This is a genomic window from Acinetobacter legionensis, assembly GCF_048552295.1.
In the GTDB taxonomy this organism is placed as follows: Bacteria; Pseudomonadota; Gammaproteobacteria; order Pseudomonadales; family Moraxellaceae; genus Acinetobacter.
On the sequence record NZ_JBIMCW010000014.1, the window covers coordinates 34,871 to 51,258 of the forward strand.

Below are 16,388 nucleotides of genomic sequence, written 5' to 3' on the forward strand. Positions count from 1 at the left end.
TCTATATCTATGGTATTGAAAATTATCTAGAAATTTTATACCTTTGATAAGGCTGAATGAGTTATGAGGAAAATTTTAACTATTTTTATATACTCTTTTTTTCTATTTGCATGTGTTCCTAATGAGCCATTAGATCATCTATGCCAGATAAATAACAAAACTAAGAAAAGCGATACTCAAAGTGATGTAAAGGAAATATCGAGAGATATTAATTTATTTGTTGTTAATCATGATTTGTATTTGGACTATAATTTTAAAAAAATATATAGCAAATACAAGGGAATGAATTCAAATTATTTGAAGTTAAAAGTTATAGATCGATTATCTGCTACTCAAGGTTTTGATAATGGAATAGTTCACAATGAAAATTTTGAAGATAATTATCATCATATGTCTACATTAGAAGTACGAACTACAGGACAAGGTCCAAATACAAATTATTATGCTAGTGATAATTTCGTTCCATTTGATGAAAATATCCATAAAAATATCTATCAATCAATTTATGATCAAATTTTTTTAATAAATTCAGCAGCTTTATATAAAAGTAGTCTTGATAACTTCATAGAAAATTTTTTAACTAAAGGGCGATGTCAAGGTGGGGATCAGTACAGAAAGATGATTACTGAAAAGAATTTTAATGGTGTACATATTATCTTGGAATCTGAACCTGAATGGTTTGTAGGGAAAGGTCAAGTCAATAGTTTTTCTTATACTGTATACTATACAAAAATGACAGATAAAAATTATGAAAAATCATTATATTATTAAACTTAAAGCCATATTTCTGATATTTTTTTTTGTAACGTCCTATAGTTTTAGTAATAGTATTGAAGATCATACAAACTATTATATTTTTAAAAATAATAGTGAACGTCTAATCGCCCCAGAAGTGGACTTTAGTAAAAATGCCCCTGTGAATCAGCTTAAATTGGAAGCTATTTTTATTGATTTATATAGAATTAAAAATGAAATTTTAAAATCAGGATACATTGAGCATAAGGAAAATGCTCCCTTGAGTAAGAAACGTTATGAAATTGAACCAAATTCATATGGTATAAATAAGATCTTCTTTTTTGGTCGTGGTGACGAACTACCTGAAATCTCATCTACAATATATTCAACTGGAGAGAATCTTAAGTCTCAACGTAAAATAGTAATCTATTTAGGTCATGATTATGATGAAGTTACTGGAAGATATAAGAAAATTAATTTGGATCCAGAAGTTCCAATGATCTTTACAAATATTTTAGGATTGAATGAAAAAGATTTAATGGATGTTTACGAAAAACTATTGCATGAGCACATAACAGATATTGAGAATAGAGTACATAAGTATGGAGAATTCTTAGTCACCAATAGAATTAAAGTTTCAGGTCTTTGGTTTGAGTTTAATACTGATCAAACGAATAACTATACTGCCTTTTATATTTATAAGAGTAATGGTGTACCAAAAGTAAATGCTAGTAATTAATACATTAGTCAATAACGAAAAAAGGTTGGAATGAAAAAAATATTTTTAGTACTACTTTTTGTTTCTCTTGTATTTTATGTTTCTAAGAATAAATCTGATATTCATTTTGAGAGTATGGAGGTAAGTGAAAACAGAGTAAATGACCCATGCGCTAATGCGGATTGTACGCCTAGAAGCTTGTCTACGCCATACCATAGCGTTGCACACCAAGATAGGAAACGAATAGATAATGTTTTATTTAAAAATTTGGTTGATGGCTTATTTTATAAAAAATCATAAGTGAAAATGACTACAAAAAAGTAAATTTTAATGACAATGCGAATCCTTTGATTTTTGAAATTGGAAGTTCTATTTTAATTATTGGTCCTGAGGAAAATGGTTTTGGTGTTAAAACGATTGAATATAGGTTTGATGATTGTAATAAAATTTCAGATCTAGATAAAAATAATGTTAAATCTATTTTGAGCTTAATTGGATTTGATGGTAATTATGATAATTTCTATAAATTTAACAGGAATAAAGATGAAATAATGGTTAATAACTATAATTATAAAAGATTTAATTTAGAAGTGAATTGTGATCCAATTAATAATTCTGGTTAATTTAATATATATAGTAAATAAAAGAATGAGTGTGAACTTTAAAATTTTTTAAGATGAAAATTATGAAAAATCATTGTTTTATTAAATTTGAAATTCGAGGCTTAAGGATATCCAATTGAGCACTCAGATCAATTCCATATCTACCGTGAATAAGCTATATTAATGGCACCAAAAATAGACAATCAACAACATGCAAAATTTACAACAACTCTTTATCAACACCCAAGAAAACTACGAATTGATCCCTGATTTTATCGATCTGCTTTTAGCATCGGATATTTATTGTTTGGGAACACAAGATCAGCATAAAAAAATTCAATTCCGTATTCTAGAAACACCCGAAGGTGATCAAGCAATACCATTCTTCATAGAGCTAGAAACCATTCAAAATGATATTGGAGTCGATGCTGAATATATCACTTTAAATACACGGCAGTTTTTTGAAATGACTCAAGGGGCAACATTGGTATTGAATCCAACTTCTGAATTATCAAAAGAATTTCAACCTGAAGAAATTAAAGCAATTTTAGAGATTGATGAAGCAATTTAAAAATGTGCAGGATTCAATTTCTCCAGCACTTCATCAATTTTTTTCAACCGTTTGATTTCATCCCATAAGGCTTTGGCTTCGGGGTAATGCTTAGACATCATCCCAATCCATTGTTTATAACGGCCGACCATGTTCAGCTCTTTTTTATATGGGCCATTTAAAAAACGAATTTGTAAATTTAATAGTTCAGACCAAGTGATAAGTGGTTCATCTGTATTTTTACGAATACATTGTGTGAGATCTGGTGTAGTCACAGCACCACGACCAATCATCAAATCTTGGCAACCTGATTCAAGTTGGCATTGCTTCGCATCAGCATTGGTCCAGATTTCACCATTGGCAATCACATTGATCTTGAGTGCTTCACGAATCGGCTGTAGCTGATCCCAAAATGCTGGAGGGGTGTACCCATCAGCTTTGGTCCGAGCATGGACAGTGACCCAAGTTGCGCCAGCATCTTCAATGGCATGCGCATTTTCAAGGGTAAAATTTCGGTCCATATAACCTAAACGCATTTTTGCAGATACAGGAATATGTTTGGGTACTGCATCACGTACAGCCTTGACCAACTCATGTACAACCTCAGGCTCATCGAGAAGTACTGAACCACCTCTATGACGGTTTACTGTTTTAGCAGGACAACCAAAATTCATATCGATTGCAGGAGCACCTAATTCAGCAGCGCGTACCGCATTGGCTGCGAGCATTACAGGATTATTTCCTAAAAACTGAACATGTACTGGTGTGCCAGCAGCTGTTTTGCCTTGATTGTTTAGTTCTGGACAATAGCTATGGTAAACATGGTCAGGTAAGACCGAATCCGTTACACGGATAAACTCAGTCACGCACCAGTCAAAGCTACCGACATGTGTGAGAACGTCACGCATGATAGGGTCGGTTAAGCCTTCCATTGGGGCGAGTATAAGTTTCACGATTGTTACCTGATGAGATGAAAACAGCGTTATACGCATTTTTGTAGGAGATGTCTACTGATGCAAATATATTCTAGATCAGTGCTAAATGGAGTGTTATTGAAAAGTTGATCCATAAATTTTCATTATCGAAACCTCTATGTAAAGTCGAGTTTTTTGCTGTGTATACATGTTTTTAGAACCTAAATGTGATTCACAATCCTTCTCATTGGCTAAACTATGAAATCCTTTGCCTTATTTAACGATCACCCTTTGAGGGTAGAAACACAAGATCTCGGTTTCAATGTTTTGCCCAATGTAAAATTTGTTCGTTAATTCATCCAATCACTTAAATATTTAGAGATCGATTGATTCCAAAAATTTAAAAACTTAACATTTTCAATGGGAATAATTTCGTCTAAAACGTCAGAAAAACTTCTTTCAGCTAAGAGAAAATGTGCTTGTTCTATGTTTAAATTTGTATTGGATGCTGAGTTAAGCTGTCACCAGAATTGATCTAAGGCAGTAATATTCCAGATCTAACTCATATAAAACAATTTCTTCTGCTTCTGTATTAATATACTTATAGTAAGAATACAAAATACTGCCCATTTTTGTTCAGTGCTGCGTTTATCAACGATGCAAAATCATTTCCAAAACAAATTTAGAACCAATAAAGCCAACTGCCAATAAAAAGAATCCAATCATGGTAAAGCGAATGGCTTTCTGACCACGCCAGCCAAACTTATAGTGACCAATTAACAACGCACCGTAAACAAACCAAGACACAATACTAAACACAGTCTTATGTGCTAGGTGCTGTGCAAAGAAGTCATCAATGGTAAAGAAACCAAAAGATAAAGCGACAGTTAATAAAACAAAACCAGTAATGAGCATATCAAAAAGTAAGGATTCCATGGCTTGATATGATGGTAAGAAGTTGACCCAAATACGTTTTTTTTGTTTCTTTTTGAGTTCGCGGTTTTGAAACCAAATCAAAACGGCTTGTATGGTTGCCATGAGTAAAACGGCATAAGCAGATAAAGACAGAATGATATGGATGTCTAAACCGATAGAATGCTGTTCAATAAATTGATCTGGTTTACTAAAACAAAATCCTAAAATCAGACCAAAGGCTGCAACCGGAATGCCAATCAAATTTAGTGAAATAACAGGACGATAGGTACTATAAAGCATACTTAGAACCAACATTAACGCAGAGGTAAAAGACATCAAGTTAAAGACGTCGTAATTAATCCCTAGTGGTGTAAGTATGTCGTTATGCAGTACACTTGCATGTAATATCAGCCCTAAACCTGACATGATGCCAATAAACCAAGGGTTTGCGGAACGTTTAGCCATTAAGTGCATGAACAAATACCAAAATGAAGAGGTATAGGCAATTAATGCTAAAATCGTATAAACCAAGGGTAGGCTAATCATGTCAAACCTTTTTCAGGATGATGAATATTCATGTTATAAGATATAAATTCCATGTGAACTACAGTATCCTATAGCATCTTGAGCATAAATTTTCTATTTTAAGAAAGATTTTTTTGCTACTAGCTATTTTAAGCGGATTTTGCAATGTTTGATACCTTAACAGAACGACTCACGCAGAGTCTCAGAAATGTTACTGGCTCTGGGCAGCTAACCGAAGATAATATTAAAGATACCTTACGTGAAGTGCGTATGGCACTTCTTGAAGCCGATGTTGCTTTGCCTGTAACTCGTGAGTTTATTGCGAAAGTTAAGGAAGAAGCATTGGGTCAAGAAGTCATGACTCAGCTTTCACCAGGTCAAGCTTTCGTTAAAATTGTGTATGACGAACTCACCAAAATGATGGGTGAGGCAAACGAAAGCCTAGACTTAGCTGCAAAACCTCCTGTTGTGATTCTTCTCGCAGGTTTACAAGGTGCTGGTAAAACCACGACAGCTGCAAAACTTGGACGTTTCTTAAAAGAACGTCAAAAGAAAAAAGTGGCGATGGTTTCTGCCGATGTTTACCGTCCTGCTGCGATCAAGCAACTGCAAACAGTTGCTGCTGAAGTGGGTGTTGATTTTATTGAATCGGACGCTTCTGAAGATCCGATTAAAATTGCACAACGTGCAATTGGTCAAGCCAAAATTAACTTTAACGATGTTTTGATTGTCGATACGGCAGGTCGTTTGCATGTCGATGATGACATGATGGACGAAATTAAAGCATTACACGCTGCAATTGGCCCAACAGAAACCCTATTTGTCGTTGATGCAATGACAGGTCAGGATGCAGCAAATACCGCTAAAGCTTTCAATGATGCATTACCATTAACGGGTGTTATCCTCACCAAAACTGATGGTGATGCACGTGGTGGTGCGGCGCTTTCGGTACGTGCGATTACCGGTAAGCCAATTAAATTCTTAGGTATGGGTGAAAAACTCGATGCCTTAGAGCCATTCCATCCTGAGCGTGTTGCACAACGTATCTTAGGTATGGGTGACGTACTTTCTTTAGTCGAAGAAGTTGAACGTAAAATCGACAAAGAAAAAGCCGAAAAAATGGCGAAAAAATTGCAAAAGGGCGGGAGCTTCAACTTTGAAGACATGCTGATGCAATTTGAACAGATGAACAAAATGGGCGGTATGATGGGCTTCTTGGATAAGTTGCCTGGTATGAGCAATTCAGGCATTCAAGATGCGATTGCACAAGCAAATCCTGAAAAGCAAGTGAAAAAGATGGAAGCGATTATTCAATCGATGACCATTAAAGAACGTCGTAACCCAGACTTAATGAATCCGAGCCGTAAAAAGCGTATTGCAGCAGGCTGTGGTATGGATGTGGTTGAAGTCAATAAACTGATCAAACAACATGCGCAAATGGCGAAAATGATGAAGAAATTTGCCAATCCATCGGGTATGGCAAAAATGATGCGCTCATTGGGCGGGATGCAAAAACAGTTTGGCGGTGGTGGCGGTATGGGACCATTGTTTGGTAATAACGATAAAAAATAAGCCTCATTTATTTTATAAAAAGCGCCTTCGGGCGCTTTTTTGTTAAATAAAAATAACATACTTTTATTGGTTGTTTAGATATTCTAAGCACATTATTTGAATATGATTTAAACAATAATTGATAAGTAGTCTATTTATGAAAAAAGTATTTATCGTACACAGTTATAAAGACTCCCCTGAACAGCATTGGTATCCTTGGTTGAAGCAGCAAGTATTGGCTATAGGGCATACATGTGAAATTATTCATCTAGAACATGCAGAACAACCTCGCTATGAGGTGTGGAAGCATAATATTACTCAGCAAATTAAGTCACTCAATGAAGATACCATCATTGTGGCACATGGCTTAGGTGGTATTGCCACTCTGGATTTCCTTTCAAGTGAAATATTGGGCCGAAAATTAGGTGCTTTGTTTTTAGTAGCAGGATTTAGTAAAAATTTATCCGTTGTACCTGAACTTAATTCATTTTTACAACAAGCCGAGGTTGACGATGCATTGTTAAGAATGAATATTCTCAATCGTTTTGTCTTTTTCTCCAACAATGATCCTTTTGTTCCAGCACCGATCAGTATTCAACAGGGTTATTCTCTGAATTCACAAATGATTGAAGTGAAAGATGCTGGGCATTTTATGGCAGCTGAGGGATATACTCGCTTAAACGTACTTTGGGAAAAGTTAGCGGTTTTATTACAACCTGAATCTCAATCTCGCACTCAAGTCATATACTAGATTTATCTCGATTTTCTTTTGTTTTATTGATTTAGTTTTTGATAAAGCTCGTCAAGAATCTCCTGAGCGCGTTGCTCATCTTGAATCAAATTGCCTTGTTGATCCCAAACTTTACTGTCTAGAATCGAATAATCTTCACTTGGGCTTAATTTTAGTTCTGCTGCAGGTTTGCCATCTTCATACCATACCTTTTGAACGATGGGCTGAGCATCAAGATGTTCTTCCTGTAGCCCAAGTTGACCATTTGAATAGTACGTTTCAGTTTTTCCAACTAATCTCTGGTTTTGGCTGGTCGATTTAAAGCTGACTTTTCCATTTTCAAAATAGCCCACAACTTCACCATCGACATATTTACTATCAAAGCTATTTAAGCCTTGAGGGGCTTTAATCCAAAAGGGATCAGATTGTTTTTTACGACTATTTTGATAGAAGTCCTGAACTAAGAAACGGCCATCTTTATCACGACCTAATAATTTTCTGAAATATCCATTTTCTACGGGTGTGAGTGAATAACCCTGATCCATGATTAAACCGCAGTCACAGGCTTCTTCACCTGCATCTGGAGCAAAGTAAGCAATAACGGGTTCAGTTGTTGCCATGGTTGTTGAAGATGAGTGCGTAGTTTGTAAACTGGTACACCCCACCATTGTGAAGCTCATTAAACAGGCACTAAGCAGTAAGGGTATCGTTTTCATAATGATGGCTCTTTTATCGTGTTTATGGTTGTATTTATTAAAAATGGAAGATTGCTGATCTTCCATTAAATTGTATTTGGGTTTAAGCGGTTTGTCGATCTATATAGAACTGTAAGCCTTTAAGTAATAAATCTGATTCAATTCTTGGTTGATATTTCTCAAGAAATTGTGCAAATAGATTGGCATCACCGCCTGTTAAAATAAGCTTGCGTGGTTGTTGCTCAAGCACTTTTTCAATGGTGCTTAACAGACCCAAGAAAATGCCATGATGTACTGCATCTATGGTATTTCGACCTGGACTTAGCTCTGAAAAAGCCGCATCTGGAATTTTAATACCTTTGGTTTTTTGAATTAAAGAATCACGTTGTAAGTAGAGGTTAGGCAGAATATAACCGCCTAAATGTTGTAAGCCTTGGGTTAAATCAATTGTTAAAGCTGTACCACAGCTAATCACACACAAGTCATCATCAGCTTTCGCCACGGCCAAAACTTGTAACCAACGATCGATTCCAAGTTGTTCTATATGGTCATAGCCACAACGCAATCCTGCATATTCAGCATGCACTTTGGCAAAAGTCACCGGAATATCGAGTAATTTTAAAATCTGGACAATGCGTTCGTTGTTCTTTTTATCTTGGACTGAGGAGATTCCAATTTTGTCTAAGCCTAAACCACGAAAATGTTGAATTAAACCCAGTAGCAGATCCGCAGGGGATTGGAGATGTAATTCTGCTGCCTGTTGGATAATTTGATTATTTTCAGTAATCCAATATTTTAGACGGGTATTTCCAATATCTAACCAAAGTGCTTTCATGATTTTGCCTAATTGAAACTGAACACAATCTGCATAATTATTTTATTTGAAAATATTGAACGACTTAGAGAGCCTCTCAATCTGATCAATCAAATAGGGCAAATAACCTGCGGTTCATTTTGCTGAACGTTGTTCCGTACTGTTAGTAACTGTTTGCTATGATCTTTGGATCAATACGATTACTGCGCAATATATAGCGAAATGTATAGCGAAAAAAGCCCTGTTTTAAATAGGGTCTGTTGATAATTCGTCTATGTTTGCGACTACGTGTGTTTTTTAGGCGATACTAGGCGCGAAATACGAAATTTAGTTATTCTAAATCAGTAGTTCGTAACAACGTAGCGGCAAAAAACACGCTAGTCCCCCGCTGCGCCTTGCGCTGCAAACAAAGCAGTGCTTTGTTCTTGCTCAGGGTTGTGGCTAAAATTATCTCAGCCTTCGTTATGAAACTCGAAAATAGTCTCGCTATTCTCTCCGTTTCATGCCTTGCCTGCTCAATTTTAACCTACAACGCAAGCCATTTATGAAATGTCAACAGCCCCTAATTGCCGATCACTTTTTCACGATACATCTGATCAATCCATCTCATTTTAGAAAACAGATCACCTCGTTATTTATGCTTCAGCTAAGCATAAACGCCCCTGATAGACATTGACTAAACCTTGAGCCGTCAATAAATTCAGTGCACCATCATCAGAAATCCCTTTGAAAATACCTTCAATTGAATTTTGAATTTGTTCAAAATAAACCTGCTGATCCATAAAGGCAGCATAGTGATTAAATCGTGCTGAGAGGTTATAGCAACCATGATCAAACCATTGTCCAGCTTGTTGAATTGCCAAATACATTTCTGCAATGATTTGGATTCGATTTGGAAATTGTAGGCCTAATTGCATTAGCGAGGTAGCTTGTTGAGTCACATTTTCTTTAGGGATCGGAAATAAGTTGATCCCGATTCCAACAATGGCTTGATGTGGTGAAATGGGCTCAACCAAAATTCCGCCCCATTTTCCTTGAGGGCTATATAGGTCATTGGGCCATTTAATTTGTAATTCTGGTAAATTCTTAAGTGTTGGCATTTGTAAGATATTTAAAGCAATTTCCAATGCTAAACGCCCATCTAAGGGTGTTCGTGTTTCAAGCAATGTGCTTAAATAAATATTACCAATTGGCGAAACCCATTCCCGTTGGTGCTGACCTCGTCCTTGAGTCTGAGTTTCACTACAGACCAAAACTGTCTTGACGCCGCTGAGCGCAATTTCACGCACATCATCATTGGTCGATGCTGTAGTCTGCTTTAAAAGCAGCACTTCAGGGAGCTCATTTGCTTGTGTAAGAAGTTGTCTAAGATGACGAGTCTCTAAATCCATGTTGAATCTGAGAAGAGTGAAGGAACATTTATGGAGTTAATCATATATTTAGGTATTGGTGCAATCGCAGGATTTGCTGCTGGGCTATTTGGTGTTGGCGGTGGCTTAATTATTGTACCAATTCTCTATGTGGTCTTTACCAAAATGGGCTATGATCCTTCGGTCATTATGCACATGGCATTGGGAACTTCACTTGCAACTATTATTGTAACTTCAATTAGTTCTGTAACAGCGCATCATAAAAAAGGTGCAGTACTTTGGAGTGTTTTTAAAAACTTAGCTCCAGGTTTGGTGATTGGCTCATTTATTGGTGCTGGCATTGCAGATATTTTATCAGGTCAGCATTTACAATTGATTATTGGGGCATTTGCAATTTGGGTGGCATTTAAAATGTTTAAAGGGGCCAATGTCAAAGTCGATGAATCTAAACAATTGCCGACTGCACCTATGCAAATGCTGGCTGGTGGGGGAATCGGGGTCGCATCGGCAATTTTTGGTATTGGTGGCGGAAGTTTAACTGTTCCATATCTCAACAAAAATGGTGTGGTGATGCAAAAAGCCGTTGCAACATCAGCAGCTTGTGGGTTACCGATTGCAATCGCAGGGGCATTAGGCTTCATGTTCTTCGGCGCGCAAGAACCAATTGAAATTAAAAATTCAATTGGTTATGTCCATATCTATGCCTTTATTGGGATCAGTGTGATGAGTTTTATCACCGCCAAATTCGGCGCAAAGGTTGCGCATGCGCTTTCTCCAGCCATGTTGAAAAAATGTTTTGCATGTTTACTTACAGTTGTTGGTCTTTATTTTATTTATCAAGGAATTACTAAGTAGATTCCGATCAAAGGTACTTTTTCTAAACACTAAATTGACTTAAAATGCATTAAAATTGTCGGACAATGTCATGGTTTCAATTGAATTAAATCAGGTAAAACTAAAATAATGACAATTGACATTGTCTGAGAAAGAATAATAAACCCAAGATAGGAATTATATGCATTCGGAAGAAGTGGATAGCCTTTCAGAACAAATTGCCAAACATATTAGTGAACAAATTATTAGTGGCGAGTTGGTTGAAGGAGAAAGAATACAAGAACTACGTATTGCCAAAGAACTGGATGTCAGTCGTGGCTCAGTACGAGAAGCCCTTTTGCTTTTAGAAAGAACCCACTTGATTGAAATTTATCCTCGCCGTGGTGCTATTGTCTCAGAAATGTCAGCTCAACAAGTACGCGCATTATTTGATACCAGTGCACTGTTATTAGGTCAAATCGTGCAACGTATGAGTGAAACATGGCGTAATCATGAGGCTGAAGCGATCCAGCAGATGATGAATCATTTGGTTGAGCAAGTGAAGCAAGGCAATACTGAAAAGTTTTATGATGGTATTTTTCAATTTTTATCGGGGCAACAAGACATGGTGGGGAATCCCTACCTGATGAAATTTTATAAAGAGTTGTTACCCTCACTCCGAAGAAGTTATTTTTTAACCTTAAATACTTCAAGACGCGAGCTTCAAGAAGCTTTAGAATTGCTTAAGTTGGTGATTGACGCAATTTTAATCCGAAAATCACAACAAGCTACTTTATTTATGGAAGATTTTTGTCGACACTTACGTAATCTGGTGTTGGAATCTCTGACACGGATGAAACAAATCGAACTCGCTTGGGCGCGGAGATCGCGTCGGTAATTACTAGGACATTATGCGTTTAAGCAGCTTAAAACTTTCAGGCTTCAAATCTTTTGCCGATAGTACAACACTACAATTCAAAGATAACCGTACAGCGGTGGTTGGTCCTAATGGTTGTGGTAAATCCAATGTGATTGATGCTATCCGTTGGGTGATGGGGGAATCCAGTGCACGCCAGCTCCGTGGTGGCAGTATGCAGGATGTTATTTTTACAGGAACGGCAAAACGTAAACCTGTAGGTATGGCAAGTGTAGAACTGCGCTTTGAAAACACCTATGGCAAATTAGGTGGAGCCTATAACGCGTATACTGAACTTGCTGTTCGCCGTCAAGTGAATCGTGATGGAAAATCTGAATACTTTCTCAATGGGACGAAGTGCCGACGTCGTGATATTACCGACATTTTCTTGGGTACAGGCTTAGGTCCTCGTTCCTACGCAATCATCGAACAGGGAATGATTAACCGTTTGGTTGATGCCAAACCTGAAGAAATGCGTATTTTTCTTGAAGAGGCTGCTGGGGTTTCTCGTTATCAGGCTCGTCGTCGTGAAACACTACAACACTTAGAACATACCACGCAGAACTTAGACCGTCTCGAAGATATTGCTTCAGAACTCAAATCACAGCTTAAAACCTTAAAACGTCAGTCTGAAACTGCGGTTCAATATAAGACTTTAGAAACTGAAATTCGTACATTAAAGATAGAAATTCTATCTTTTCAGTGTGATCGTAGTTCCCGTTTACAAGAACAATATACGGTTGAAATGAACGAATTGGGGGAGCACTTTAAATTGGTGCGCTCTGATATGAGTACCTTGGAACATGATCTGACTTCAACCAATGAGTTGTTCCAACGTCTGATTCAACAGTCCACGCCTTTGCAAAATGAGTGGCAACAAGCTGAGAAAAAACTCTCTGAGTTGAAAATGACTTTGGAACAGAAACAAAGTTTATTTCAACAAAACTCAGAAGCTTTGGGAAGTTTTGAACAGCAAAAAGCTCAAACCAAAGAAAAAATTCAGTTGATGGAATTGCAATTGGAAACCTTGCACAGTCAATTGGAGCAGCAGACTGAACATTTACAACATGCTGAGGCTGATACACAACAACGTAGCCAAGCATTTACCGATTTAAAAGCGCAGCAATTGCAAGCACAACAACAATATGAACAGGTCAAAGTTCAAGTTGAAAAGCAACAGCAGCAAAAAGCACAAATGCAGGCGCAAATTGAACAACTTGCAAAAAATGTTGCACGTATTGAGCAGCAGAAAGACACCTTAAAAACCCAAGCAGTTCAGGTTCAAAGTCAATTTAAAACTGAAGATGTTCAACAACTTGAGCAAGAAAAATTAGCAATACAAGCTGCGATTGTTGAATTAGAACAAAAAATTAATCAAGCAAAGCAGCAGTTTGAACAGCTACACGAGCGCATTAATCAGCAAAAAGCTCAGATTTCAGCTTTAAAATCTGATGTACAAGTGTTGCAATCTGAACAGAAAAACCTCACCCAATTAATGGCGAAGAGTGCTGTAAATAGTAAGGCTGATACTGTGCAATTGATGCAGGTATTAACGCTGAATGAACATGGCAAAGCACATGCACAGCTGGTTGAAAAATTTTTAGCCAAATGGTTGTCAGCCCATATTGTTGATCAAAATGCTGATTTTGCTGAAAGTATGGCACGCCAGCTTAAAGCATCAGGCTCGCAAGATAAAATTCAAATGAATGGAGTGGCGTGTCTAGCAGATTGGATTGAATCTCCACAGTATTCACTGTGGAGTCAAGTTGCTGTAATTGAAAACCTTGCTCAAGCTTTAACGGAAAAAGCACAGTTAAAAGTAGGGCAAAGCATATTGACGCTGGATGGTTATCATGTCGGTCAAGATTGGGTGATTGGTTTGTTCTTTGATGAGTCGAGTCAGGCTGCACAGGGTGCACTCAGTCATCGTATTCGCCTTGAAGAAATTGAAACACAACTTACGCAGCTACAACCACAGTTGATTGAAGCTGAAACTATATTGCCGAGTTTAAATCAGCAATTGCAGGATCTGCAAAAACAGATTCAAATAGAGCAAGATACGCTAAAACATCAGCAAAAACAGCTACAACTGTTTGATGTGCAAATTGCTAAGCAGCAAAGTGCTTCACAAGCATTTGAGTTGCAGAAAGTTCAGCTCAATAGTCAATTGCAACAGCTAGATGAGCAACTTGAAGAAGATGCAATGCAGAAAGATGATCTTGAAATCGATATGCACTCGGTCATCCTCAAGCTTGAACAAAATCTTCCTGAGTTTAAAACCTTGCAATTCAAATTGGACGAGCTCAATGAGCACGTTGAAGAACAACAACAGCAATTACAGCTTAAACAACAAGATTCCGAAACCACACGTCGTCTAGCTGAACAAAATAAACAGCAAATTGAATTATTAGACAAAGACCTATCTTTCTCTAAAACGCAATATCAACAAATTATTGCGCAAATGGAGCAAGCCAAGAAGTTTGTAGATCCAATTCAATTGGAATTACCAAGTCTAGAATCGCAATATGCTGAGCAGGCACAACAAACTGAAAAACTGCAAAGAACTTGGAGTGAGTGGCAAGTTGAATTGAATAATATTCAATCTAAACAGCAACAACTTACAGAAATGCGCCATTTGCATCAGCAAAATGATGAGCAATTGCGTACAAAACTGGAAGAGCGACGTTTAGCTTGGCAAGCGGCAAAATCAGATTTCCAGCATTATTCAGATCAACTCAAAGAGATGAATGCTGAAGTTAAGCAAGGTGTATTGATTGATTTACCTGCACATCAAGAAAAATTTGAGAAAGCACAGCGTCAGTTTGAGAAATTAGGCGCGGTCAATTTAGCAGCTTCAGAAGAATATGAAGAAGTTTCTAAGCGTTTTGAAGATCTAACCCATCAAATGCAAGATTTGGAAAATACTGTTGGGCAATTGAAAGATGCCATGAAGACCATTGACCAAGAAACCAAAAAATTATTTATGGGGACTTTTGATCAGGTTAATGCTGAATTAAAAGTACTATTTCCAAAAGTCTTCAATGGTGGTGAAGCCAGTTTAAGCCTTGAGGATGATTGGCAGTCTGGCGTAAAGCTGATGGCACGCCCACCGGGTAAGAAAAATAGTTCATTGGCTTTGTTATCTGGTGGTGAAAAAGCATTAACGGCATTGGCTTTGGTATTTGCTATTTTCCGTTTGAATCCTGCACCTTTCTGTGTTTTGGATGAAGTTGATGCGCCTTTAGACGATGCTAACGTTGGTCGTTTTTGTAATTTAGTAAAAGAGCTTTCTGATCAAGTCCAATTCATTTACATTACACATAATAAAGTTGCAATGACGATGGCAACCGATTTGCTGGGTGTGACGATGCCTGAACCAGGCACATCAAAGCTCGTCACTGTGAATTTGGAAGAGGCAAGAGAATACGGTTTAGCCGCGGAGTCATAGTATGGAAGTCACCACAATTATTGGAATTGTTGTTGCAGTAATCATCATTCTGGTGGGTTTAAGGATGGTGCTACGAAAGCCCAATGATGCCGCACCTTCTTTAGAGTCTGAATTGCATATCAATGAAGATTGTAAGCAACCCGTGATTCCTCGTCATGTACGAGATCAATTGCGAACAGATCGTGAGTCTCAAGAGCAAGTGCGTGTTGAACCGAATTTAACTGCTTTAGACTCGGTCGAAGTTGTAGATGAAAAACAGCAAAAGATTGAGGATGCAGCAGCGGAGTCGAATGTTGTTCAGTCAACTGAGCTTGAGCATGCAGCAATTACACAACAAACTGAAAAGACGGATACAGTGGCAAGTGCTGAATCCGCAACAGAATCTGAAAAAGCACTTAATGTGCAAACAGAACCGACGACTCAAACTAATGATTCTGCCAAAGTCGTAATCAGTCAGGACAAAGAGGAAGCTTTTCAGTTTAATGCCAATGTTGAAACAGCTGAAATCAAAGAGTTTGATGAGGAAAGCAGTATTTTAGATGTTCATTTAAACGAGCAACAAAAATATGATGATGAAAGCGTATTGTCTACGGCTGAAACCATTATTGCACTGAATGTTTATCCGAATCCACGTAAAGCATTGTCCGGGGATAAAACCTTAAAAATGTTGTTAAAATATGGTTTACGTTTTGGTGAACTCTCTTGCTTCCATCGTTATGAGAATCCAGAGGAAGAAAGCCATTTACTGTTTTCTGTATTACGTGTCACCGACAACGGTCCAGATGGTTTTGATTTAGAAACCTTATCGACTGAACAAGTTCAAGGTTTGGCTTTTTTCTTGGCACTCCCTCATTCAGATGTGCAAAAAGGCTTTGATACCATGGTCAGTATTGCTGGCTTAATTGCTCGTGAAATAGACGGTACGGTCTATGATGAGAACAATCTTGAATTTACCCCACAACTGAAAGAGCATTGGCGCCATAAAGCGATCGATTATCGTTCAGGGCATGACGCTTAGCATAACGTCATATTTACTTTATAATTGGTATTCAGAATTTTGGGCGGAGTATTCCGCCTTTTTATGGTGAAAAA

General features: G+C 37.4%; 15 protein-coding genes. 10 read left to right on the top strand and 5 right to left on the bottom strand.

Features of this window, described 5'->3' with window-relative positions; translation table 11 throughout:
* Positions 1–63: 63 nt before the first annotated feature.
* The 4 genes from ACG916_RS12430 to ACG916_RS12445 all read left to right on the top strand — a co-directional run bounded on the left by ACG916_RS12430 (position 64) and on the right by ACG916_RS12445 (position 2,626).
* The gene (locus ACG916_RS12430) at positions 64–771 is read left to right on the top strand and encodes a hypothetical protein (RefSeq protein WP_419330582.1); all 708 of its coding nucleotides are present in this window, start codon (positions 64–66) and stop codon (positions 769–771) included.
* Positions 749–1,474 (top strand): hypothetical protein, encoded by a 726-nt coding sequence (locus ACG916_RS12435; protein WP_419328373.1) that lies wholly within the window; start codon positions 749–751, stop codon positions 1,472–1,474. The genes ACG916_RS12430 and ACG916_RS12435 overlap by 23 nt, the downstream gene beginning before the upstream one ends.
* 326 nt (positions 1,475–1,800) lie before the next feature.
* Positions 1,801–2,076: a hypothetical protein gene (locus tag ACG916_RS12440; RefSeq protein ID WP_419328374.1), complete on the top strand. Its 276-nt coding sequence runs from the start codon at positions 1,801–1,803 to the stop codon at positions 2,074–2,076.
* 190 nt (positions 2,077–2,266) lie between these two features.
* Positions 2,267–2,626, top strand: a complete 360-nt coding sequence (locus ACG916_RS12445; protein WP_004817824.1) for an SseB family protein — start codon at positions 2,267–2,269, stop codon at positions 2,624–2,626.
* Here ACG916_RS12445 and ACG916_RS12450 read toward each other — a convergent pair.
* Entirely contained in the window at positions 2,623–3,558 is a 936-nt protein-coding gene (locus ACG916_RS12450) for a tRNA dihydrouridine synthase (protein ID WP_419328376.1), read from the bottom strand. The genes ACG916_RS12445 and ACG916_RS12450 overlap by 4 nt on opposite strands.
* 612 nt (positions 3,559–4,170) lie before the next feature.
* Positions 4,171–4,980: a cytochrome C assembly family protein gene (locus tag ACG916_RS12455; protein ID WP_336954330.1), complete on the bottom strand. Its 810-nt coding sequence runs from the start codon at positions 4,978–4,980 to the stop codon at positions 4,171–4,173.
* Positions 4,981–5,124: 144 nt separating this feature from the next.
* Between ACG916_RS12455 and ffh the strand changes: the two genes are divergently transcribed.
* Together ffh and ACG916_RS12465 are read left to right on the top strand one after the other, a co-directional pair.
* Positions 5,125–6,531 carry a signal recognition particle protein gene (gene ffh, locus ACG916_RS12460; RefSeq protein WP_004817818.1) on the top strand — a complete coding sequence of 469 codons (1,407 nt, stop codon included), beginning with the start codon at positions 5,125–5,127 and terminating at the stop codon, positions 6,529–6,531.
* A gap of 136 nt (positions 6,532–6,667) precedes the next feature.
* Entirely contained in the window at positions 6,668–7,261 is a 594-nt protein-coding gene (locus ACG916_RS12465) for an RBBP9/YdeN family alpha/beta hydrolase (protein ID WP_419328377.1), read from the top strand.
* A 23-nt stretch (positions 7,262–7,284) separates the two neighbouring features.
* Here ACG916_RS12465 and ACG916_RS12470 read toward each other — a convergent pair whose 3' ends face one another.
* The 3 genes from ACG916_RS12470 to ACG916_RS12480 all read right to left on the bottom strand — a co-directional run bounded on the left by ACG916_RS12470 (position 7,285) and on the right by ACG916_RS12480 (position 10,140).
* Positions 7,285–7,956: a toxin-antitoxin system YwqK family antitoxin gene (locus ACG916_RS12470; RefSeq protein ID WP_419328378.1), complete on the bottom strand. Its 672-nt coding sequence runs from the start codon at positions 7,954–7,956 to the stop codon at positions 7,285–7,287.
* An 82-nt stretch (positions 7,957–8,038) separates the two neighbouring features.
* Entirely contained in the window at positions 8,039–8,770 is a 732-nt protein-coding gene (locus tag ACG916_RS12475) for a type III pantothenate kinase (RefSeq protein ID WP_004724053.1), read from the bottom strand.
* A gap of 614 nt (positions 8,771–9,384) precedes the next feature.
* Entirely contained in the window at positions 9,385–10,140 is a 756-nt protein-coding gene (locus ACG916_RS12480) for a biotin--[acetyl-CoA-carboxylase] ligase (protein ID WP_419328379.1), read from the bottom strand.
* A gap of 30 nt (positions 10,141–10,170) precedes the next feature.
* Between ACG916_RS12480 and ACG916_RS12485 the strand changes: the two genes are divergently transcribed.
* From ACG916_RS12485 to ACG916_RS12500, 4 genes are all read left to right on the top strand, one after another.
* On the top strand, positions 10,171–10,974 hold the full coding sequence (locus ACG916_RS12485; RefSeq protein ID WP_336954335.1) for a sulfite exporter TauE/SafE family protein: 804 nt from the start codon (positions 10,171–10,173) through the stop codon (positions 10,972–10,974).
* A 160-nt stretch (positions 10,975–11,134) separates the two neighbouring features.
* Positions 11,135–11,830, top strand: a complete 696-nt coding sequence (locus ACG916_RS12490; RefSeq protein ID WP_004724049.1) for a GntR family transcriptional regulator — start codon at positions 11,135–11,137, stop codon at positions 11,828–11,830.
* A 13-nt stretch (positions 11,831–11,843) separates the two neighbouring features.
* Complete coding sequence (smc, locus tag ACG916_RS12495) at positions 11,844–15,296, top strand: chromosome segregation protein SMC (protein ID WP_419328381.1); 3,453 nt, start codon at positions 11,844–11,846, stop codon at positions 15,294–15,296.
* A gap of 1 nt (position 15,297) precedes the next feature.
* Positions 15,298–16,314, top strand: coding sequence for a cell division protein ZipA C-terminal FtsZ-binding domain-containing protein (locus ACG916_RS12500; RefSeq protein WP_336954338.1), 1,017 nt, complete (start codon positions 15,298–15,300; stop codon positions 16,312–16,314).
* Positions 16,315–16,388 lie beyond the last annotated feature (74 nt).

Coding starts and splice junctions, on each gene's coding strand:
- ACG916_RS12485 (WP_336954335.1), top strand. CDS start 10,171: ATGGAGTTAATCATATATTTAGGTATTGGTGCAATCGCAGGATTTGCT.
- ffh (WP_004817818.1), top strand. CDS start 5,125: ATGTTTGATACCTTAACAGAACGACTCACGCAGAGTCTCAGAAATGTT.
- ACG916_RS12475 (WP_004724053.1), bottom strand. CDS start 8,770: ATGAAAGCACTTTGGTTAGATATTGGAAATACCCGTCTAAAATATTGG.
- ACG916_RS12470 (WP_419328378.1), bottom strand. CDS start 7,956: ATGAAAACGATACCCTTACTGCTTAGTGCCTGTTTAATGAGCTTCACA.
- ACG916_RS12435 (WP_419328373.1), top strand. CDS start 749: ATGAAAAATCATTATATTATTAAACTTAAAGCCATATTTCTGATATTT.
- smc (WP_419328381.1), top strand. CDS start 11,844: ATGCGTTTAAGCAGCTTAAAACTTTCAGGCTTCAAATCTTTTGCCGAT.
- ACG916_RS12500 (WP_336954338.1), top strand. CDS start 15,298: ATGGAAGTCACCACAATTATTGGAATTGTTGTTGCAGTAATCATCATT.
- ACG916_RS12455 (WP_336954330.1), bottom strand. CDS start 4,980: ATGATTAGCCTACCCTTGGTTTATACGATTTTAGCATTAATTGCCTAT.
- ACG916_RS12480 (WP_419328379.1), bottom strand. CDS start 10,140: ATGGATTTAGAGACTCGTCATCTTAGACAACTTCTTACACAAGCAAAT.
- ACG916_RS12465 (WP_419328377.1), top strand. CDS start 6,668: ATGAAAAAAGTATTTATCGTACACAGTTATAAAGACTCCCCTGAACAG.
- ACG916_RS12430 (WP_419330582.1), top strand. CDS start 64: ATGAGGAAAATTTTAACTATTTTTATATACTCTTTTTTTCTATTTGCA.
- ACG916_RS12445 (WP_004817824.1), top strand. CDS start 2,267: ATGCAAAATTTACAACAACTCTTTATCAACACCCAAGAAAACTACGAA.
- ACG916_RS12490 (WP_004724049.1), top strand. CDS start 11,135: ATGCATTCGGAAGAAGTGGATAGCCTTTCAGAACAAATTGCCAAACAT.